We start from the raw sequence: 20,839 nt of genomic DNA, 5'->3' as shown, positions 1-20,839 counted from the left end.
GATCAAGTCGCTGCCATGGTCGATGCTTCTCGCCGTCTGCATCGTCATGTCTGCAAGTCTGCTCACGCTGTACTCTGCGGCGAACGGAAGCATGACACCGTGGGCATTCAATCAGGGTCTCAGGTTCGCCTTCCTGTTCGTGGTCATGCTGCTGGTGTCGTTCGTCCCGGTGTCGTTCTGGCGCGATTATTCGCTGCCCTTCTACGGCATCACACTCGGGCTGCTGCTGATCGTCGAGCTGTTCGGCAAGATCGGCATGGGTGCGCAGCGCTGGATTGATCTCGGGATCATCCGCCTGCAACCCTCCGAGTTCATGAAGATCGCTATCGTGCTTTCGCTGGCGAGCTATTTTGACCGTGTACCCCCTGGGTTCATCCGCCGCCCCATGACCCTGCTGCCACCTGTCGTGATGATCGGTCTGCCGGTCGTGCTCGTCCTACTGCAACCCGATCTGGGCACTGCGATGATGATCGCGCTCGCCGGCACCGCCATCCTCTTTCTTGCAGGCATCCCGCTACGCTGGTTCGTGGGGGGAGGGCTAGCATTCGCCTGTGCGCTTCCCGTCGTCGTGAACAACCTGCTCCACGACTATCAGCGACACCGGGTGCTTATCTTTCTTGATCCCGAAAGCGATCCGCTCGGCACGGGATACCATATCGCGCAGTCAAAAATCGCGATCGGATCAAGCGGCATCTGGGGCAAGGGCTTCATGCAGGGGACACAGAGCCACCTCGCCTATCTGCCTGAGCCGCATACCGACTTCATCCTTGCGACGATGATGGAGGAATGGGGCCTGGTCGGCGGGGTCGTGATCCTGTTGGCCTATGCGTGGATCATTCGCTGGGCGAGCGGGGTTGCCATGCGCTCAACTGATCGCTTCGTAAAACTTGCTGCCATTGGGCTGTCCTTCACGATCTCATTGTACGTCGGGATCAACATGGCGATGGTGCTGGGGCTTGCCCCGGTCGTCGGCATCCCGCTGCCACTTCTGTCCTACGGTGGATCCGCGATGATGACGGTGCTTATCCTGCTCGGCATTCTCATGTCATTCGACAGGGCCGAACGGAAAAACGGGGCGTCGGCAACACTGGGCCTTTCGTCGCTGAGGTATTCCTGATCGCCGTCGATTGCCGGCGATCGGGTGAGGCGATCGTTCCAGCAAGGGTTACCTAAGCCTATATATCGTTTATGCTGGATATATGGAAAACGATTCGGCAATCGCAGCATTGGGTGCACTCGCGCAAGGCACACGCCTCGACGTGTTCCGCCTGCTCGTGCGGCACGAACCGGACGGTCTGGCAGCAGGTGAAATCGCCCGCCAGCTCGACGTGCCGCAAAACACCATGTCAGCGCACCTCGGCATTCTCGCTCGCGCTGGGATCGTGCGCTCGGAACGGCATAGCCGGTCGATCATCTACCGTGCCGATCTGGACAGACTGCGCGCGCTGACGCTGTTCCTCATCAAAGACTGCTGCGAGGGTTCGCCCGCGTTGTGCACGCCGCTCCTGGCCGAACTCACCCCCTGCTGCTGAAAGGACGCCCCGTGGCCGTCGATATCGTGATCTATCACAACTCCGAGTGCGGCACGTCGCGCAACACGCTGGCGATGATCCGCAATGCCGGCATCGAGCCGCACGTCATCGAATATCTAAAAACACCGCCCTCGCGCGCGCTGCTGATCGAGCTGGTCGATCGCGCCGGGATCACGCCTCGCGATCTGCTGCGTGAAAAGGGGACGCCTTATGCTGAGTTGGGCCTTGGTGACACCACGCTGTCCGACGCCGCGCTGGTGGACGCGATGATGGCGCATCCGGTCCTCATCAACCGACCGCTCGTCGTCTCGTCGCTCGGCGTGAAGCTGTGCCGACCGTCCGAAGCGGTCCTCGATCTGCTGCCTGAGCCGCAACAGGGTGCGTTTGCCAAGGAAGACGGTGAAAAGATCGTGGATTCCTCGGGCCAGCGCATCGCCTGATGCTGCTCGCGCTTGCCATCTTCATCGTCACGATCGCGCTCGTCATCTGGCAGCCCAAGGGGCTCGGCATCGGGTGGAGCGCGCTGGGCGGCGCGGCTGTCGCGCTGCTCGTCGGGGTCGTCTCGCTCTCCGACGTGCCGGTGGTGTGGGGAATCGTCTGGAATGCGACCGCGACCTTCGTCGCGATCATCATCGTCAGCCTGTTGCTCGATGAAGCCGGGTTCTTCGAATGGGCGGCGCTCCACGTCGCGCGCTGGGGCCGGGGGCATGGTCGCCGGCTGTTCGTGCTGATCGTCCTGCTCGGCGCGGCGGTGTCGGCGCTGTTCGCCAATGATGGCGCGGCGCTGATTCTGACGCCGATCGTCATCGCGATGCTGCGCGCGCTGGGATACAAGGACAAGGCCACACTGGCGTTCGTCATGGCGGCAGGGTTCATCGCCGATACCGCCAGCCTGCCGCTGATCGTCTCCAACCTCGTCAACATCGTGTCGGCCGACTTCTTCCGGATCGGCTTTGCCGATTATGCCTCGGTGATGGTACCGGTCGATCTGGCGTCGATCGCGGCGACGCAGATCGTGCTGCTGCTGTTCTTCCGTCGCGACATACCGACCGGCTATGACGTGGCGCAGCTCCGCGCGCCCGCTGACGCGATCCGCGATCGTGCTACCTTCAAGGCGGGGTGGGTCGTCCTCGCACTGCTGCTCGCCGGCTTCTTCCTGCTCGAACCGATCGGCGTGCCGGTCAGCGCCGTTGCCGCTGCCGGCGCTGTTCTCCTGCTCGTCATCGCCGCGCGCGGCCATGTCATTCAGACGCGCAAGGTGCTGGCCGGTGCGCCGTGGCAGGTCGTGATCTTCTCGCTCGGCATGTACATGGTCGTCTATGGCCTGCGAAATGCAGGCCTGACCGATCACCTTGCCGGCCTGCTCGATCGCACCGCGCAAGGCGGCGTGTGGGGCGCAGCGTTCGGGACCGGGATCATCGCCGCGCTGTTGTCGTCAGTGATGAACAACATGCCAACGGTGCTGGTGGGGGCGCTGTCGATCGACGCGACGCACGCCACGGGCGCGATCAAAGAAGCGATGATCTACGCCAACGTCATCGGCTGTGACCTTGGCCCGAAGATCACGCCGATCGGGTCGCTCGCGACGCTGCTCTGGCTGCATGTCCTCGGGCAGAAGGGCATCCGGATCGGCTGGGGTTATTATTTCAAGGTCGGCGCGACGCTAACGATCCCCGTGCTGCTGGTTACGCTCGCGGCACTCGCGATCAGGATCAGCATGGCATGACGGCACTCGTATATGTGGCCGCGGCACTCGCGGAAATCGCAGGCTGCTTTGCCTTTTGGGCCTGGTTGCGACTGGGCAAATCGCCTCTGTGGCTGCCTCCGGGCGTGGTCTCGCTTATGCTGTTCGCCTGGCTGCTGACACGCGTGGATAGCGATGCAGCGGGGCGGGCCTATGCTGCCTATGGCGGCGTCTACATCTGCGCATCGTTAATCTGGCTGTGGGCTGTCGAAGGGGTAAGGCCCGATCGCTGGGACGCGGGCGGAGCCGCACTGTGCCTGATCGGCACCTGTATCATTCTGCTTGGCCCAAGGACCGCCTGATGCCGCTCCGCATTCTCTCCGATCCTGATAACCTACCCGCGCTCGATCGGCGCTATGCGCTCGATCGTCCTGCTCTTGGGCTAGGTGCTGGCGATCCACCTCCGCGCATCCTGTTGCTCTACGGCTCCCTGCGGGAACGGTCCTTCTCGCGGCTGTGTGTGGAGGAAGCTGCTCGTCTGCTGCGATTCTTCGGCTGCGAAACACGCATTTTTGATCCCACCACGCTACCACTGCCTGATCAGGTTACGGGAGACGATCACCCGGCCGTCCACGAGTTGCGCGAGCTGTCGCTATGGTCGGAGGGGCATGTGTGGTGCAGCCCGGAGCGGCACGGCCAGATTACCAGCATCATGAAGCTGCAAGTTGATCACCTGCCCCTGTCGATGGGCGGAATGCGACCGACGCAGGGCCGGACGCTTGCCGTCATGCAGGTCTCGGCGGGATCGCAGTCGTTCAACAGCGTCAACACGCTGCGCGTCCTTGGCCGCTGGATGCGGATGGTGACGATCCCCAACCAGTCGAGCGTCGCAAAGGCGTTCAACGAGTTTGACGACGCCGGCCGGATGAAGCCGTCCAGCTATTACGATCGGATCGTGGATGTGATGGAGGAGCTGGTGCGCTTCACGGTCCTGTTGCGACCGCACACCGGGCAGCTTGTCGACCGCTATTCTGAACGCAAAGAGGCCGGCGTGGCGATCGACCAGACGACGGACTTTTCGAGCATTGCGGTTGCTCCGCACGTTCCAAAGTCCTGACTATGTGCTTCCTCAAAAGGGAATCTAGAACGGGAAAGCGGAGATTGATGTTGTTGCCACAACCGCTGAAGGAGCCACTTTCCCGAAATCTGTTCCCGATTTAACTTTCCCGAAATTGCCTACCGGACATGGAAAACGGGAATCGCCCTGGCGGCTAGAATGGTGGGATCCGCGACCGTACATATTTAGATAAAACGACCGACATTGGGCGAGCGGCCCCCTGCCCTACGGCTGCCGGCCAGACCCACAAGACGACATTCAGCGGCCGTGGTGTGCTCCCCAACTTCGGACATCCGTTCATGTCCGCTCGACGCCGGGACGAGCGGCCGTAGAATGAGAAGAAGTGGGACTTACCGGCCATTCCCCCGCTAAGTGCTCAACGGCAGTTCTATCGCCAAAACACGACATTGAACTTTCGTCCTGCGGACTTCGCAACGCGGCTGTAACGGGGCCGGACGCTGTCAGTCCGCTTACAAATGCTAAGCCAACAAAACGGCCGATCGAGCTAGCGCAGGTTTTCCGTCTAATCCCTCACCCGGTGCGACCGATATGGTTCGATTACAGTCGCTTCCCTCTGGACGACCGGGCGAGTTACCGCAAGAAGGCGGGCTTCGGGGGGGGGGGGGTAATGGTAGAAACTTGGACAGACGACCGCGAAGCGCGCCTAATCTCTATGTGGAACGCGGGCGTGAGCGTCGCGCAGATCGCGGAGGAGCTGGGAGGCGTTTCGCGAAACGCCGTGAAGTCGAAGGTGGACAGGCTCAAGTTGCCCCACCGGGCTACGATCGGCAGGGCGCCTGCGGACGCGCCGGATCCCATTCTCGCTATCGCAGGCATGTCCACGACCCTCAAGGCCATGAACCGCTGGATATGGGCTGGCGGCCAGCGCTATTTGAGTCAAGACGTGCGGCGCGCGATGGACCTGGCCGCCAAGATCGCCGCGCTTTCAGTCGAGGGCAATCTTGAGATCGACGCCATCGATCTAGTAGCTGCGACGATAGGCAGCGCGCTGGAATCGAACGTCAGCAAGACGATGACCGACGTATCGGCGCAATTTCGCGACGAGAACGTGTTCATTCCGCCGCCCGCGCTAGACGCAATGCGCCAGCCGATGGCAAAACCCGACAACGCGCTTCTGCGCTGGGACGTGGTCGACCTAATTTCCGATGCCGCTGCGGTCCGCGCCCGAACAATGACCAGTCGTGGATCAATCGAATTTTCTCATTTGCTTGCAGCGATCGTCGGGAGCCCCACGGGACTTGACGCGCTGCATGGCCTCCTATCCTCGGAGCAAGAGTTCGCAGCGTTCCGGCGCACCGCGATCGGGGTTCTACGGAATTTGGCGGCAGAGCGTGGCATCGCGGTCGCTTGGGCCTCGGAGATCGCGCGCATCGAGGGTGCGAGCCCGGACCGTGGCGATCGCCGCGCAGGCTACTCGAGCGACAGGGTGGCTACCGGCACTGACGTTTTCGGCACCTCCACGGATGCTCGCGCCCTCGCAGACGTGATCCTGCTCGAGGCTGCAGCGCCGCCGTTGGCGATCGGCATCTTCGGCGCCTGGGGCTCGGGCAAGAGCACGTTGATGGCGGAGCTGAAGAGCGAGATAGGCAACCAGATCGCCGCAGAGCGATCGCGACGACCCGATCCGGACGAAGACCCCGGCCTCGCACGGGTGACCGGCGTGATGCAGTTGGAGTTCAACGCCTGGAGCTTCGCCGACAGCGAAAATCTCTGGGCATCGCTGACCGCCGAACTTTTCGACCAGATCGCCGCCGGGGGCATCGGCGGCAAGGCGGACGACATCGGCACCCGCCTCGTCGCCGAGGTCGCGGCACTGACCGGACGCGAGGCGAGCGAGCTGACGATCGCTCGGATGCAGCTCAAGGAGAGCGAGGCGTTGATCGACGACGCAACGAAGGCGGTCGAAGAGGCGCAGGCGAGAGAACAGGCCGGCCTGGCACTGGCCATCACCCGTGCGTTCGACGAAGTCCTGCGCGGTCGCAAGCCGACCAAGGACGACGAAAAGGACGGCGGCCAGAACGACGGCGCGGGAGACGATGCTGACGACGGCGGAGCGAAGAAAAGGACCGCTGTCGACACCGTCCGCGAGGCGTTGCTGATCGACGAGGAGGACGGGGGCAAGCTCGCTAAGAAATACGCAGAGGCGGGCGCTGATTCCGTCGAGCTCGGAATGTTCGTCTCGAGATGGGCGCGCACCAGAGCGGCGAAGCGGTCCCTCCTCTGGCTGGCCGCAATCGGCGTTTTTGCGGTGGCCGCATACCTTTTGCTAAACTTGACGGGCATCGCAAGATGGCTCGGGCCCACCGGGCGATCCATCGCCAACGCGGCCCTAGCGCTGGCACCGACCGGGTACGCCACTCTAGGCGTCGTCGCACCCATATTCCGAGCCGTCTCGGTCATCCGGCGGAAGTTCGTCGAGGCACGTGTTCGGAACGCGGCCGAGTTGGCTAGCGCGGAAGGCAGGCTGCGGAAGAGCGAACGGGCGAAGACCGAAGCCGAGGCCGCGATCGCCAAGAGCAGAAAGATCGTCGAGCGATACAGCACTGTCGACGACGTCGGATCCCCGCCCCCCGCCCTCATGCTCGACTACCTACTCAAGGACTCGGCGGAAGTGGCGGCCCTGCGTGGGCGCCTCGGCACGCTCGGGACCGTGCGGCGCTGCTTCGAACAGTTGAACCATTTGGTTGAGCGCATGAACGCCAGCGAGCAGCGAGGACCGGTGCAGCGCATCGTGATCTACATCGACGACCTCGACCGGTGCAGCGAGCGGCAGGTCGTGCAGATACTCGAAGCGATCCATCTCATGCTCGCCTTCCCCTGTTTCGTGGTAGTCGCGGCGGTGGACGTCCGCTGGCTTCGCGCAGCTCTCGTGAAGGAGCATCGCGCGCTTTCCGGCGGCGAGCACACCATCGATCCGGCAGATTATCTGGAGAAGATATTCCAGATTCCGTTCTGGGTTCGCACGCTGGCGCCGGGGGAGACGGAGAACTCCGGCTACGTCCGCTACATCAACACCCTTCTGAGACCAGGCGCGTCAACGCCCGTCCTCGACGCCTCGGAGGAGGAGGAGGAGGAGGACGACGACGGCGCAGGAGTAAAGGCCGCGGGCACCTTTCCCCGGCTGGAACCCGCCAGGCCGCCGATCGCCGACGCCGACAGGGCAAGGCGGCAGCTCGCCATCACGGACGAAGAGCTCCGGGTGATGGAGGCAATGCAGCCTATAGCCGCGCGATCCCCACGTGCCGTGAAGCGCATGGTGAACATATTCAGGCTGATCCGAGTGTCGATACCCGAGAACCGCTTGGGCGACTACCTGACCGGCGGCGGGGAAGGTCCGCCCTACTGGGTGATTATCCTCGCTCTGGCGCTGGACACCGGACTGCCGCCCGGCGACATGGCCACGCTCATCGACCGTCTAGGACGGATCGACGGCGAAGACTTCGACGCGATCGTCGGATACAGCCGGAGAATCTATACCGAAGCTGAGATACACGCCCTCGCCCCCAACAAATCCGTCGTCCTGGATCTCTTGTCTTCCCACGCCGGAAAGGTACTCGAGAGAGGCCTCCACGCGTTGGACCGGATGAAGAGGAACGTCGGCCATCATCATCTTCTACGTGCCTTCGACCTTGCGGGACGATACTCCTTCCGGGTGCAATAACGTCCGGAGCCTGAGCAATCGCAGCGTCGCAAACTTTCGGCGCCTTTAGGATTGGCTTCGACCGGATGCTTAACCACTTCGAACCTTATGGCCGCGTGCGGAGGCAGGCCGAACGTCCGCTTCCGGGCACCTTCCCTACTGTCTGGTTCGGAGTGTTTTTAGAGGCAGCTTCCGTCGGGAGCAGACGTTCGCCGTGCTAATCTAAACGGCCGGCTTTGAGCGAAAGTCGCCACCGGCTTCGCGGCAGCGCTGACCCAGAAGCAGACGTCCCCGCCCCCTGCCCAACTTCCCAACTACAGACGCTCGTTCATCTCCGCGTTACGACTGCTTTTGGCGCCTGACCCTGCGAATTCGAATGTCGCGGTTGGGCGGTAGTTTAGGAAGCAGGCCGTCCGAGTCCGAGTTTTGTGCCTGATGAGCTGAGGACGCCATTTGCAGGAGGCTTAGGCAAGGGATGAGCGGCGACGCTACGTCGAACCGTAGGTGCCAATCCGGATTCCTCATTCCACAGAACAAGGATTGTAGCGATCGGTGCGGCCGTGAGGATCAGTAGGAAAAGGCCCATCAGCCATTCGTTGGGCTGTAGCGGCTGCGAGAAGCTACCGCTGGGCTGCATCGACGGGCTAGGTCGCATCGGGCGCCTGCCGGCTTTCCTGGGGTGAAACGGACGGTCCCCAGTCGCTCGGTGGGCAGACGGCCTGATCTGCGACCGATCATAGGCGGCGCGTGATTCCTTCTTTCCCAAAACGGAATACGCCTCGTTGATCGCTTTCGCACGAGCAGAAACATCCACACCATGATTGGCATCGGGGTGATATTGACGCAGCAGCGCTTTCCACGCGGCGTGGATAGTGTCGCGACTTGCCGTCGAGGGCACCCCTAAAATAGAATAATAGTCGGGTGAGAGAGCCATCCAGCCGTTACTTGCGGCTAAAACGCGAAAAAGGAAAGTCCGCCCGTCGCGTGATCTAAACTTGGTCTTCTCACAGATCCAAAGGGTGGCTTTAGGGGCCAACAGTCGGATGAAAGCGACATTCAAGCAGCGCCCGCCGCTCCCCCGGACGGTCGCTCATTTATCTTCGTCCCGCTCAGCTCAACTGCCACCAGTCACTGTGCCCTATCCAAATTCCGGATTCGGACGGGACAGAACCTCAACGGTGTCGACTGGTTTACCAGGGGGCCGACTGCATAGAACTTACGCTTCGAGTCCGTGCCGCCGTCCCTGCGGACTCAATACGGGCAAGCCTGTTTAGCCGTCAGGGCACGTCGAGCCCGCTTGGCTATCGGGCGGCCGCTCGCTTCGCCGCACCGCCGCCAGCAGCGATCCACTTGTCGATCTTAGCCTCTAGAACCGGCATCGGCAGCGCTCCGGTATCAAGCACTTGCGCATGAAAATCGCGCGGATCGAACTTCGGGCCAAGCATCGCCCGCGCCTTCGCCTTGGTGCGCGCGATCGTCAGCTGGCCGATCTTGTAGGCCAGCGCCTGGCCCGGGATAGCAATGTAGCGTTCGACTTCAGCCGTCGCGTCGGTCCGCGCCATTGGCGAATTCGCGAGCATGTAGGTGATTGCCTGATCCCGCGTCCAACCCTTGGCATGGATTCCGCTGTCGACGACCAGCCGCATCGCGCGCAGCATCTCGTCGTTCAGCCCGCCCATCCGCTGATACGGATCGGTTTCCATGCCGAGTTCCTTCCACAGGCTCTCGGCATAGAGCGCCCAGCCCTCGACATAGGCGGTATTGCCGCCGAACCGCATGAACGCGGGCAGCGCGGTGTTCTCCTGCGCGAGGCTGATCTGGAAATGATGCCCCGGCACGCCTTCGTGTAAGAACAGCGTCTCCATTTCCCACATGTAACGCGAGGGCAGGTCGTAGGTGTTGTAGTAGAACACGCCCGGTCGCGACCCGTCGGGCGTGCCGCCGTTGTACGATCCGGCCGCCTCGGTTTTCTCCTTGAACGCCGGGACCGGCCGGATCTCCAGCGTCGTCTTCGGCGTCAGCGAGAATTGCTCGGGGATTAGCTTGGAGATACGCTCGACCAGCGCACGCAGAGATGTGCTTTCGAACCTGCCACTGATCAGCAAGTCATTCGCGGCCGACATCGCGTGTATGCGTGCTTCCAGCGTCGTGCCGGCCTCCTGCACAGAGGTCGCCCGGCGCATCGTTTGCGAGACGATCGCCTGCAAGGACGCGAGCGTGTTCTTCACCCGGTGGCTTAGCTCATTAGCCAAAAGGGTCCGATGCTCCTCAGCGCGTCTCCGCGCAGTCACATCCTGGGTTGTCCCGACGATTGCCAATGGTGTGCCATCGGCGCGGTAGCTGGCCTGCCCCCGGATCTGTACCCAACGTTCCTCGCCTGCCGGCGTCCGCAAGCGGTACTCGATATCCAGCAGCGATCGGTCGCGTACAGCGCGCTCTATGCCATCGACCTGCATCTGCCGATCTTCCGGGTGGATCGACTCCCGCAGTTCGTCGAGGGTCAGAGGATCGGTCGGGGCACGACCGCATATCCTCTTGCATTCGGCAGATGCCGTCAGCCTGTACGTATCGAGATTGATGCTCCAGGACCCGAGACGGCCGGCATCAAGAGCAAACTGAAGCCGTTGCTCGCTCTCCTGAAGCTCGGCAATGCAGCGCTCTACCTCTGCTTCGAGGGCATCGCGATCGAGCTGAAGATTGACGAGGCGTTCGCGCTCAAGAGTGACGTCGTACTGCGAGGCGAAGAAATAGAGCAGCACCCCGTCGTCGTTAAACACAGGCGAAACCAGCAACCGGTTCCAGAAATGCGTGCCGTCCCTCTTGTAGTTCAGCAGGTCGAGTTCAATCGACTCCCGCGCACGTATCGCGTCTCGAACGCGGCCGACGTCGGCCATGTCCGTGTTCGGTCCCTGCAGAAACCGGCAGTTGCGACCCATGATCTCGCTGCGGGCATATCCGGTCAGCTTCCCAAAGGCGTCGTTCACAAACACAATGGGATTGTCAGGCAACCGGGGGTCGGTGATGATCATCGGCATGCGCGTCGCGCGGACAGCCGAGGCAAAAGGGTCGGACCCGCTATCGCCGCGCGTCAGTTCGCGTACGATCCGCGCTTCTTCCTGGATATCTCGCACACGTCACTCCGTTCGCGCGCTCAACGGGCCTTATGTCGTTGGACGCTACGCGTTTTTAGCTCTTTAATGTCAGTAGGCTAAGATGGCTATTGCGACAAAACTACTGGGTTAACAGCCTGCAAACGACGCCGGCATGGCCCGCAAATACGGCCATGCCGCGGTCGCATTCCAAGAAAACGAGCGTAAAATCCTCGCGGGCCGCAACTCGGCCCATGGCGGGCGGGTTAGAGCTCCATGACCCTTTCAACCGTACCTTACGCGCTCGTTGTCGATGATGATCCGCTCATCATGATGGATACGACTGGCATCCTCGAAGACGCCGGATTCCGCTTCTATGAGGCCATGGATGGCGACGAGGCGAAGCGTGTCTTAGCCACCAACTGGGAAAGCATCGTACTGCTGTTTTCTGACGTCGACATGCCCGGCGACACTAATGGCTTCGCGCTCGCCCGGCATGTCGCTGAACGCTGGCCCACGATCGAGATCGTGATCGCGTCCGGTCATGTTCTACCAAAAGCGGGCGAGATGCCCGAAAGGGCCACATTCATCTCTAAGCCGTTCAACAAGCAAATGGTGCACCAGCATTTGCGGAACATGCTCCCGGACAATAAATTGCCGGAGCCGCTCAAGAGAGCGGTCTGATCAACTGTACAACTCATTGGCGTAGATGAGCTCGAACGGGACAACCAGCGTAACTCTCTAGCGGACAACGATCGAGCCGATGAGGCTATTGCAAGACCAGGCCTAAAAACGCTCTGCAAGTACGAGGCTGAGAGGCTCAGGCTGCTGTCGAGACCCATACCCGGACGTTCCGGCGCCCTTCCCCGCCTCTCAACTTCGGCCATTCGTTCATCAGGGTAGATGGTAGCACTCGGGCGGCTGATCCGCTACCTCAACGGGTTGAAAGGCGGGCATAGCGGTCGTTCCGCTTCCAGCGAGGCAGACGGCTAAAGCCGAGATTGTCAGATGCTGCGTTGGCGGAACCGCGGTAACTCAGCATGGGAGTGGGACTACAAATCCAGATGTAAAAACTGGTTGAACGCAGTAGCTCTATATTCTCCAAACGCGGCTCCGTTCGTGAAACCTCGACGGCGGTAAAGTGCAAGAGCCGGCTCGAACGCATCACCGCTACCAGTCTCGAGGCTCAACCGTCTTACACCCCGACTTCGCGCCACACCGATAATCGCATCTAGAAGGGTTGCTGCTGCCCCCTGCCGCATGAACTCAGGATGGGTGCGCATCGACTTCACTTCGGCGTAATCATCGAGCAACATCTTGATCGCGCCAACGCTGGCAACATGGCCGTCACGCCACGCCGTCCACACTGTAATTTCCGGAGCCTGCAGACCTGTGAGATCGAGAGCAAAAACATTGTCCGGGGGCGAGGCGGCGTGCATCCCAGCCAGATGCAACGCCAATAAGGAACGGGTTTGATCACCGGATAGGTCGTCTTCGCGGATTTCGAACATCTTGCCTCCTGCTCGCCAGTTCACATCCCAACGTGAATGTCCGCTACATGGATTTTCATCAAGGCCCCCACCGTGCCCGTCAGCCCGATCACTGCAACATTCTGGCAATAACTGAGATGGGAGGACTGCGGCCCGACCGCTTTGACTAACGCGGTTAAGGTTTGAGCTGCGGCTCTACAGGTCATTCTTTAATTTGCGCGGCCACGCGGGATCGTAATCTGCGGGCTTCAATCGGCGGATTGCTAGCCACAGCCCGACTAGAAGTAGATCGATGGCTAGCATTCGCGGTGAACGTTCGGCCCACCATTCAAGGGTCGCGATGATGAAAACGGCTAGCGTCAGTATTTTGGCTACTGCCCAAGCAGGCACATATTCCATCTCTTCATTTTCAGGTTTTGCCGACACAGAACTACCCTTCGACCTCTCCGCCAGCACGCTACCGACCGAGACCTGAAATTGAATGAACGACCGCTTGTACGCAGATCGTAAGCAGCGCGGAGTGTCTACAATGGGGCGAACACCCCCTGCCCTACGGCTTCCAGGCAGACCCATAAGTCGCCGTTCAATGCCCTCTCAGGCATCCCCAACTTCGGCCCTTCGTTCATGTCGAGGCGGGGCCCATGCCGCACCTATTCCCCCCCTGCCCGACGGCACGCCAAATTTCTCGAAAAGGATGGTATTTCGAGAATGTCGGCAAGAGCGTTACCGATTAAGCAAAGCTGCCGGGTCGCTGGCTACGAGACGGCATAATCCGGCGCGATGATGGCCCCGCGACTTGAACGAGTCAGGACCAACCCGCTTAAGCTCTCTATAGCCCAACGACCTCGAAAACCTCTCCGCCGTCTCGCTTACCTCAAGAACGGCAAGTCGTATTTCCAGCGCTTCGCCCTCCACCGCCCATTGCTCGATGATTTCATAGATTGATCGACCGGTACTTTTCCCTCTAGCGATTACGCAGCCAGGGATCCATGTCGCGAGAAGCGGGAGAGGAATCGTTAACAGCCGCATGGGGACCCCCGGCTCGCCCCGCGCTGTAGATTTTAGGAGTCAAGCTATGGTGGCGTTGGCGCGGACCAGATCATACAGGCTCATTAACAGATACTCCGAAGTTAGTTGCGAGGATGTGGCGTCAGCCTTTTAAAGACATAGGGCGTCAAACCCTCATGAAGCGTAAGCTTTGTCGCTGAAGGTAGCCTGTCGAGGCGCAGCTTGCGCACCGAGCGCGTTCCGTCCACGTCGAGCCCTTGATCAGATGCGACGCCGACGTCAACGCGTGGCAAGATGTAAGGCCCGTATGCATCGCTACCGATTATGTAAGATATGGTTTGCTGATCGTTGAGTAGCATTTTCCCGTCGGCGAGCTTTATCGTGCCGCTGAAATCATTTTCGAACAGGCCGTTGGCTCTGGCGTCAACGACAGGCTCATGGAGGAAGACAGATAAAAAGGTAAGCAAGACTATGCCAGCTGCAACGGCACTTATGCTAATTACATGTCGCATCGTCGCTTCCTTTTCGCATGTCGTACGCTGTTTCTTCATGGCTCGTACACGGCTTCGGCGTTACGTCGCCCCTTAGTATTGAACCTAGTCATCCTCGTGATAGACACAGAGCAACATATGTAGATTTACGATTCAAGTATGTCTGCAAATGTCCGGACAGTCGCATGGATTGTTGAAGGGTGCCGACAAGCTACCAAGTAGGAAATTCGCGCGAGGTGTCCGAAAAAACGCTTATATGCCACCGCGACATAGATATCATCGCTACAAATTCGATCATTAGCTCTGCGACTTGCGTCCTCAATGACAAAACATCGAGCATCAATACGCCCATGAACAGAGACAGCGTGATCATCGCCGCTCCAATCAGCGTGCTGCACTTCACGATGCGCGGCCAGTCCCCCTCAACGAGCATCCACGCAAGACAAAGGTGCGCCATGCCGAGCACAAGCCACGTGATCAGCAGGATTGGGATGGCGCTGTTCTGAGACCAAATCAAATAGAGATTTGGTCCGTCGCCAGCGCTTAGGATGCCGGAAGGCATACCTTCCGCGGAGGACAGGAAGCCGGCCGCCTGCTGGAACTGCAGAGTTGCCATTGGGATAAGTAACCCCAGGGCAAGCGCGTAGTTCGCAAGAATCAGGCGCCCTGCGCTGTGCTTCCCGATCTCGCGCCACGCTGCGAACAGGCAACCGAGAGCGAATAGGAATGGACGCCCATCCTCTATCGCGGCTTCGAACTCCGCTTCCATGGCCATCGCCCAAGTTCGGCGATCCGAGCCGAGAGACCGACTGGCCAATGACAACAAAGCCCGTGACACAGCTGATGTCACGCCAATGCGGCCTTTGTGAAGGTCATTGGAGCGGCAGGTGTCGCCGCTCGCGCAAATGCCACTCCAGCATTCGTTAAACGATACGCATGTCGAGCAGGGCGGCCAGGGTGTTCCGGCTCGCGCCACTCGGCCTCGACGAGCCCCTGGTCGGTCATGCGGATCAGTAGCGGGTACAGCGTTCCAGACAGGAGCCCCGTTTCTTTCATCAAATCGTAGCCGTGGCGCCAGTGCTGCGTGTGCGCCGACAGTGACTCCAACAAAAGGAGCATTTGCTTCGATGGTCGACGATTACGGCCCATGCTCCTACTCAACCTAAGTAGAGTTATCTGTCAACTGCCCAGCAGCCAGTATGGATCTGCTATCCGCCGTTCCCACTGTGGTTCCTGCCTGCTGGCGGTCAGCGAGATCAATGGGGTCTGGTAGAACCTGATTGGGAACGGCGATCGGGACGGTCAGGGCGTTCCCGATCGAGTTTCCAGAATGTGGTAGGCGAGAGTGATGAACCCTCGGACGATCTTGAACGGAGTGCGGCACGCTGATCGGGGCGACAATGTTTACGATATCGCCTTTCACGAGCGTATTGATGCTCGATTTGTCGCCACTGAAAACGCAAGTCGGAGAACTGGCAGTCGAATGGGCGGCGGTAGTAGCTATGTCGCGATGGCATATTAGGGTTTTTCGGACGCCTCGCGCGACTTGCCTGCTTAGCAGCTTGTGCGCGCTCTTCAATGATCCACGCGACTGGCTAAAACTCCGCGGACCTGCTTGACTCTTATATCTACATATGTTTTTTTAAGATCATAAGCGGGGCTGCAAATGGCAGAATCGCCTTTTGGCAGCGACAACGCTTGAGCAAGGAGACGTGAGCTGATGCTGGCCCTTATGATAGCCGCTGCGGTGTCGGTGCCCCCACAGACGCCCCCTGTCGTGCCGAGCGCCGTCGCCTGTCGCCCCAGCATCGTCGGGACGGTCCGTACGATTACGCTGCAGAGCAAGGTGTTTCCCGGCGAGCGTAAGCTACGGGTTTGGCTGCCACCCGGGTACGAAGCCTCCGGGCAGCGTCGCTATCCGGTGCTGTATATGCTTGATGGACAGAACGCGTTCGACACCTGCACCGGCTATCTCGGCCAGGAGTGGACCCTGGACGAAGTCGCAACCCGGCTGATCACCGGCGGCGTGATCCCGCCCATTGTCATCGTCGGAATCGACAACGCAGGGGCCCAGCGCGCCAACGAGTACCTCCCATATGCCGACCCGTTCACTCCGGCGAACGGCCAGATGGAAGGCGATCGAATGGCCGCGTTCCTCTCCGGCGACGTCATGCCAGCAGTCGCGGCATCGTTCCGCGTCTCGAGCGATCCGTCCGAGATCGGGGTGGGCGGCTCGTCATATGGCGGCATCGCCACGCTTCACTTGGCGCTGACCAATCCGCAGCTATTCGGCAAGGCGCTGATCGAGAGCCCGTCGTTGCAGGTTGGCAACGGGCGAATGCTTCGCGACGCGGCTGATGCCGCGACACTACCCGATCGGGTTTATATCGGGATGGGCGGCGAGGAAGCGGCAATTCCTCCCGGCGCTCCAGTGCCGATCAGGCAGCGGATAGCGCGCATCAATGAAGGGCTTGTCGTCGGGGCGCGGCGGCTACGCGATCGGCTCGCCGACGCATTGGCACCGCCAGCGGTGAAGCTGCTCATCGATCCGGCCGCACATCACGGCGAAGCCGCATGGGCAAAGCGTCTCCCCGCTGCGCTCACCTTCCTGTTCGGGCGAGACGCCGCTGCTAGGCGGGCGGTAGTCAGATAAGTGCAATTTTGCTTAACTGCACGAGCGGTCGCCGGCTGCCGGTCTGATTTCAGGTGGTCTTTCCCGCCGTAACGGCCAGCGAACGGCTGAAACTGGTGGTGAAGCGACAGGCGTAGTTTGGACCGCCGCGACAGAAGAGCCGACTAAACGCGGGCGAGCGCAAACCCTTGCCTCCTCGCTATCGCATTTTCCTCGTCGCGTGGACGTTCGAAATCTCGATAATAGTAGGCACGCCCGTGGCGATAATCTGCGACCAATCCGGATAGTACTCTTGGACGTTCCAGATCGATCATAGTATTGATTTCACGCCCTACCTTGCCGCCTTCGAGGTGAATACGGCATTTCCAGTATTAATAGCGGCCCGCTTCTTAAACCATCGGCGGTTTTCCGTGGTATCCACGCTGCTCCTGTCGCATGGCCTTTAAAAGCCGCATAGAAGATGATCGCAACTTGCATATTGAGAATGTGCTCGATGGCCAGGCGGTTCGCAATGGCAGGTAACAGGATTACCGATAACCTTCTGCGCCGGTTACAATTGCGTGTTTGTATCGGCCACGCTCTTTCCCAAAAACGAACGGCGATCGAGACGCCGCATGCGTTCTCGGAATCGATCGGGAAATGGGGATGTGAACTGATCCCAGAACCCCTTCGACTAACAATTCTGAGAACGGGCGCCCCGTGATGGCGATCCACTCTCGCAGCCTCGATCGTTCAAGCTTATAGCGCCCTACGAAGAATGGCGGAGTAGGTCGATGCGCGCGATGTTGGGGCTGTTGGGGGCATTGATAATGCCGATCCAGAACGCTCAGGTTGCACCAGCACCCGCAGGAGCAGTGGCCGGTTCAGCTTTAGGTGAGTGGCATGGCGGATTGTCAGCGTCAGGTCGATCCATCCCCCTGGTGATGCATGTCGCGGGAACGCCCGGTCATTTGACGGCGACCTTCGACAGCCCATCGCAAGGTGCGCTGGGGTTACCAGTCGCCGAGGTCGTGCAGGAAAGCGCGGTCGTCCGTTTCAAGATCTCTGCCCCTGACGCCAGCTACATCGCAACGCTCTCGCCGGACGGTCAGACCCTTGTCGGGCAGTGGTCCCAAGGCGGCGCGTCGCTGCCTCTGACCATGACGCGGGCAGCGACCAAGGCTTCGGCTTCCGTGGCTCGCCCGCAAATGCCCCATCCGCCTTTTCCTTACCGCAGCGAAGAGGTTGCTTATGACAACCCAGCTGGCCACGCCCATCTAGCTGGCACACTGACGTTGCCGAGCGGGCCGGGACCGTTCCCAGCTGTGCTGCTCATCACCGGCTCTGGTTTGCAGGACCGGGATGAAACGGTGTTCGGCCACAAGCCTTTCCTCCTCTGGGCTGACACACTGACGAGGCGTGGCATTGCCGTGCTGCGGGTAGATGATCGGCAGGTAGGTAAATCAACAGGCGAGGTCCGTACCGCCACCACGGCCGACTTTGCCAGCGACGTGGCTGCCGGCGTTGCGTTTCTCCGCTCCCGCCGAGACATCGATCCGCACAGGATCGGGCTGATGGGCCATAGCGAGGGAGCGATCATCGCTCCGATGATCGCAGCGCAGGATCGAAGCATCGCTTTCGTCGTCATGCTTGCCGGGTCCGGCGAGACAGGCGAAGCCCTGATGCTCGAACAGAAGCGACTGATCGAAACCGCTACGGGCTTACCGCCTGCGGCGGTGGATCGATCCGCACAGACGATGCAGAGGCTCTATGACGCGGTCAAGGACGCGCCTGACCAAGCCTCGGCGGACGCGTCGCTGCAAACGGCATGGGATACCATTGCCGCTGAACATGGCCGGCCATCCGGCAGCGTGCCGGCACAGATCAAGGTTGTCGCGTCCCCATGGATGCGATGGTTCGTGCGCTACGATCCTCGCCCCGTTCTGGCCAAGGTCGCGTGCCCCGTGCTGGCCGTGGGCGGAGCAAAGGACCTTCAGGTTGCACCCGACAGCAATCTCGCCGGCATCAAACTGGCGCTTCGCGCCAACCCTGATGTAACGATCGTGAAGCTGCCGGGCCTGAACCATCTGCTTCAAACCGCCGACACCGGGCAAGTGGGCGAGTATAGTCGTATCGAGGAGACGATTGCTCCCAACGCCTTACGAACCGTAGGCGATTGGATCGTAAATCAAACCCGACGCCGCTAGCGTCCGCGTTCCCACAAGCGAACCCGTATTGCGAATGCGTCCGCGGCAATCATACCTAGGGAGGCCTTAAGGCCTGTTTTCCCAAAATCCGTTCCCAATTGCTCTTTCCCGAAATTACGGAAAGAAGACGGAGTTATGGGAATGTTCAGCGTTCCCAGACAGCGGGGTTTTGGGAGGGCCGCACGGACCCAAACCCGGACATTCGCGCGCCCTCCCCCGCTCCCCATCTTCAGACATTCGTTCATCTCCGCGCTGAATGCCCTTGGCGCATGATCGGCCGTCATGGATGTCGTGAATGGGAAGGGAATCGGACTGGCTGCTTTCGGAACCATGGGTTGAATAAATACGTCCAGCTTGGTCGGTTATCTAAGAGCAATCCACGCTAAGCCGAAAATGGAGATCCCAAGCGTAATGCATGAAGCTGGAATTGCCAGAAACGCATATAGAGCGTTCGAGGGCTTTTCGGGCAGCTCTGTTACAAACCCGGCTATAGCTTGTTTGAGGACTAGCAATATATCGCCGGGTTGATGCGCATAGTCCTCGGCAGCGATGACCAGGTTGCCGCCGCCTCGCTGGAGCAAGACTATCGAAAGCGCGGCACTTTTGCCGCTTAAACGCCGCAATACGGGCTCTCCTAACGTCGACCAGGGATAGTAATGCCTCGTGCCTTGGGTCGTTAGCTCTACGCCGTCCGCAGTCACGCCGAGTAAATCAGGGTTAGCTATACGACGAAGCGTGCGCACCTGAAGCCACACGAAGAGAAGCAAGATGGCCGTCAGAATCGCGAAAATAGCGAGATCGGCTAGTTCTAGGTAATCTTTGGCGCAAAGCGCGTAGCCATAACTTATAGTTAAGAGCGCAAAGGGAAGCAGAAATGCTACGAGCACAATGGCTTGCGGCAGAAGCTTCAGCCTGCTTGCCTTGAGCGTCACGGCACTGTTTTCGCCGTTCATGAAGGCCACCCACCTCATAGTGGTTGCTGAAACCTTCACTCGAGGATCGCGCTGATGGAAAGGCTTGACCCCATTCCCAATCCAAATGAACGAATGGCTGATATCGGGGGCCAGGATCGCCGGCACGAACGGCTAAGTGTGGGCGAAGGCACCCTGCCCCCAGCTTCCGGCCAGACCCAAACCCGGACATTCGCGCGCCCTTCCCCGCTTCCCAACTGCAGACATTCGTTCATCTCCGCGCGGACAATTTTTGATGCATGATTGCCCGCCATTAATGATCACCCCACCTGACCTTAAGTTGCACACGGCTTAATGCGGCGATGCTCGGTCAGGCAGAGCGCTAATGCGACCAACGCGCTCGATTGGCTGAAGACGGGACGCCGGTTTGGCGATGCCAACCTGATTAACTGCTACCCGCGGCGGAACTTGGAGGGGCGCTGGCGGGATAACGAGCAGTAGCACGAAAGCGAGCAATCCGATCGCCAAATGGGGCATGAAAACGTGCGGCCACCGCATCAGCGATGAAATCCGATTATAGCCACCCTCGGCTTTGAAAGCGGCTTCCCAAGCCGCTCCGATCTGCAACGGCTTTCGCCGCTCACCTCCCGAGAAGTGGGTCTCGATCTCGCCGATACGATGGTAATACGCTTGCTGGTTCGCCTTCAGAAGTGCTTCCATCACCCAAAATGCGAGCGAGGATGCCAAGGCTACCACTAGAATGACACGCTCGTGCTTATCGTAGGCGAAGCCGATGGCCGTGGCGCTGAAGGTCACGCTCCATGCCTTCACCGTAAGTGTCTTGGTGTCATAGTCCTCTATGACCTTCTGAAGATGAAAGTATTCCTGGCCGAGAAGATCCTCATCGGAAGCCACGCAACACCCCCTCGTTAAGCCGGAAATCTACCCAGCGCGACAATCGATATGGCAACCGGTCAATTCATGCAACGTTAGCCTCCTTCTTGTCGGAAAACCCATGGCTGAGCAAAGACCCTTGGT

General features: G+C 60.2%; 17 protein-coding genes. 10 read left to right on the top strand and 7 right to left on the bottom strand.

Features of this window, described 5'->3' with window-relative positions:
• The first annotated feature begins 22 nt into the window (after positions 1 to 22).
• The 7 genes from rodA (at position 23) to C8J46_RS09500 (ending at position 8,015) form a co-directional block, all read left to right on the top strand.
• Positions 23 to 1,117 carry a rod shape-determining protein RodA gene (gene rodA, locus C8J46_RS09530; RefSeq protein WP_207894142.1) on the top strand — a complete coding sequence of 365 codons (1,095 nt, stop codon included), beginning with the start codon at positions 23 to 25 and terminating at the stop codon, positions 1,115 to 1,117.
• A gap of 82 nt (positions 1,118 to 1,199) precedes the next feature.
• Positions 1,200 to 1,532 carry a metalloregulator ArsR/SmtB family transcription factor gene (locus C8J46_RS09525; RefSeq protein WP_132737986.1) on the top strand — a complete coding sequence of 111 codons (333 nt, stop codon included), beginning with the start codon at positions 1,200 to 1,202 and terminating at the stop codon, positions 1,530 to 1,532.
• Positions 1,533 to 1,543: 11 nt separating this feature from the next.
• On the top strand, positions 1,544 to 1,972 hold the full coding sequence (gene arsC, locus C8J46_RS09520) for an arsenate reductase (glutaredoxin) (protein ID WP_132737983.1): 429 nt from the start codon (positions 1,544 to 1,546) through the stop codon (positions 1,970 to 1,972).
• A complete protein-coding gene (locus C8J46_RS09515; RefSeq protein ID WP_132737980.1) occupies positions 1,972 to 3,258 on the top strand; it encodes an arsenic transporter in 1,287 nt (428 codons plus the stop codon). The genes arsC and C8J46_RS09515 overlap by 1 nt, the downstream gene beginning before the upstream one ends.
• Positions 3,255 to 3,578 carry a YnfA family protein gene (locus tag C8J46_RS09510; RefSeq protein WP_132737977.1) on the top strand — a complete coding sequence of 108 codons (324 nt, stop codon included), beginning with the start codon at positions 3,255 to 3,257 and terminating at the stop codon, positions 3,576 to 3,578. Before C8J46_RS09515 ends, C8J46_RS09510 begins: the two co-directional genes overlap by 4 nt.
• Positions 3,578 to 4,333 (top strand): arsenical resistance protein ArsH, encoded by a 756-nt coding sequence (gene arsH, locus C8J46_RS09505; protein ID WP_132737974.1) that lies wholly within the window; start codon positions 3,578 to 3,580, stop codon positions 4,331 to 4,333. The genes C8J46_RS09510 and arsH overlap by 1 nt, the downstream gene beginning before the upstream one ends.
• A 628-nt stretch (positions 4,334 to 4,961) precedes the next feature.
• On the top strand, positions 4,962 to 8,015 hold the full coding sequence (locus C8J46_RS09500) for a P-loop NTPase fold protein (RefSeq protein WP_132737971.1): 3,054 nt from the start codon (positions 4,962 to 4,964) through the stop codon (positions 8,013 to 8,015).
• Between the two features lie 1,280 nt (positions 8,016 to 9,295).
• Here C8J46_RS09500 and C8J46_RS09490 read toward each other — a convergent pair.
• Complete coding sequence (locus C8J46_RS09490) at positions 9,296 to 11,125, bottom strand: DUF885 domain-containing protein (protein ID WP_279388896.1); 1,830 nt, start codon at positions 11,123 to 11,125, stop codon at positions 9,296 to 9,298.
• 234 nt (positions 11,126 to 11,359) lie between these two features.
• On the opposite strand from C8J46_RS09490, the gene C8J46_RS09485 reads away from it, so the two are divergent.
• Positions 11,360 to 11,767, top strand: a complete 408-nt coding sequence (locus C8J46_RS09485) for a response regulator (protein WP_132737962.1) — start codon at positions 11,360 to 11,362, stop codon at positions 11,765 to 11,767.
• 368 nt (positions 11,768 to 12,135) lie between these two features.
• Here C8J46_RS09485 and C8J46_RS09480 read toward each other — a convergent pair whose 3' ends face one another.
• The 4 genes from C8J46_RS09480 to C8J46_RS09465 form a co-directional block, all read right to left on the bottom strand.
• Positions 12,136 to 12,594, bottom strand: a complete 459-nt coding sequence (locus C8J46_RS09480) for a GNAT family N-acetyltransferase (RefSeq protein ID WP_132737959.1) — start codon at positions 12,592 to 12,594, stop codon at positions 12,136 to 12,138.
• 1,109 nt (positions 12,595 to 13,703) lie between these two features.
• Positions 13,704 to 14,132: a hypothetical protein gene (locus tag C8J46_RS09475; protein ID WP_132737956.1), complete on the bottom strand. Its 429-nt coding sequence runs from the start codon at positions 14,130 to 14,132 to the stop codon at positions 13,704 to 13,706.
• 151 nt (positions 14,133 to 14,283) lie between these two features.
• Entirely contained in the window at positions 14,284 to 14,847 is a 564-nt protein-coding gene (locus C8J46_RS09470) for a hypothetical protein (protein WP_165886507.1), read from the bottom strand.
• A 71-nt stretch (positions 14,848 to 14,918) separates the two neighbouring features.
• A complete protein-coding gene (locus tag C8J46_RS09465) occupies positions 14,919 to 15,191 on the bottom strand; it encodes a PadR family transcriptional regulator (protein WP_132738291.1) in 273 nt (90 codons plus the stop codon).
• A gap of 601 nt (positions 15,192 to 15,792) precedes the next feature.
• Between C8J46_RS09465 and C8J46_RS09460 the strand changes: the two genes are divergently transcribed.
• Positions 15,793 to 16,725, top strand: coding sequence for an alpha/beta hydrolase-fold protein (locus C8J46_RS09460; protein ID WP_132737950.1), 933 nt, complete (start codon positions 15,793 to 15,795; stop codon positions 16,723 to 16,725).
• Positions 16,726 to 17,477: 752 nt separating this feature from the next.
• Positions 17,478 to 18,890, top strand: coding sequence for a CocE/NonD family hydrolase (locus C8J46_RS09455; RefSeq protein ID WP_132737947.1), 1,413 nt, complete (start codon positions 17,478 to 17,480; stop codon positions 18,888 to 18,890).
• 362 nt (positions 18,891 to 19,252) lie between these two features.
• Here C8J46_RS09455 and C8J46_RS09450 read toward each other — a convergent pair whose 3' ends face one another.
• Both C8J46_RS09450 and C8J46_RS09445 read right to left on the bottom strand, forming a co-directional pair.
• Positions 19,253 to 19,969, bottom strand: a complete 717-nt coding sequence (locus C8J46_RS09450; RefSeq protein ID WP_165886506.1) for a hypothetical protein — start codon at positions 19,967 to 19,969, stop codon at positions 19,253 to 19,255.
• 183 nt (positions 19,970 to 20,152) lie between these two features.
• Positions 20,153 to 20,716, bottom strand: a complete 564-nt coding sequence (locus tag C8J46_RS09445; RefSeq protein ID WP_132737941.1) for a hypothetical protein — start codon at positions 20,714 to 20,716, stop codon at positions 20,153 to 20,155.
• Between the last annotated feature and the right edge of the window lie 123 nt (positions 20,717 to 20,839).

Origin of the sequence: Sphingomonas sp. PP-F2F-A104-K0414 (assembly GCF_004340945.1) — a bacterium.
GTDB lineage: Bacteria > Pseudomonadota > Alphaproteobacteria > Sphingomonadales > Sphingomonadaceae > Sphingomonas.
Note: the sequence above shows the minus strand (reverse complement) of the source record. Positions and strands in the feature narration are given on the sequence as shown.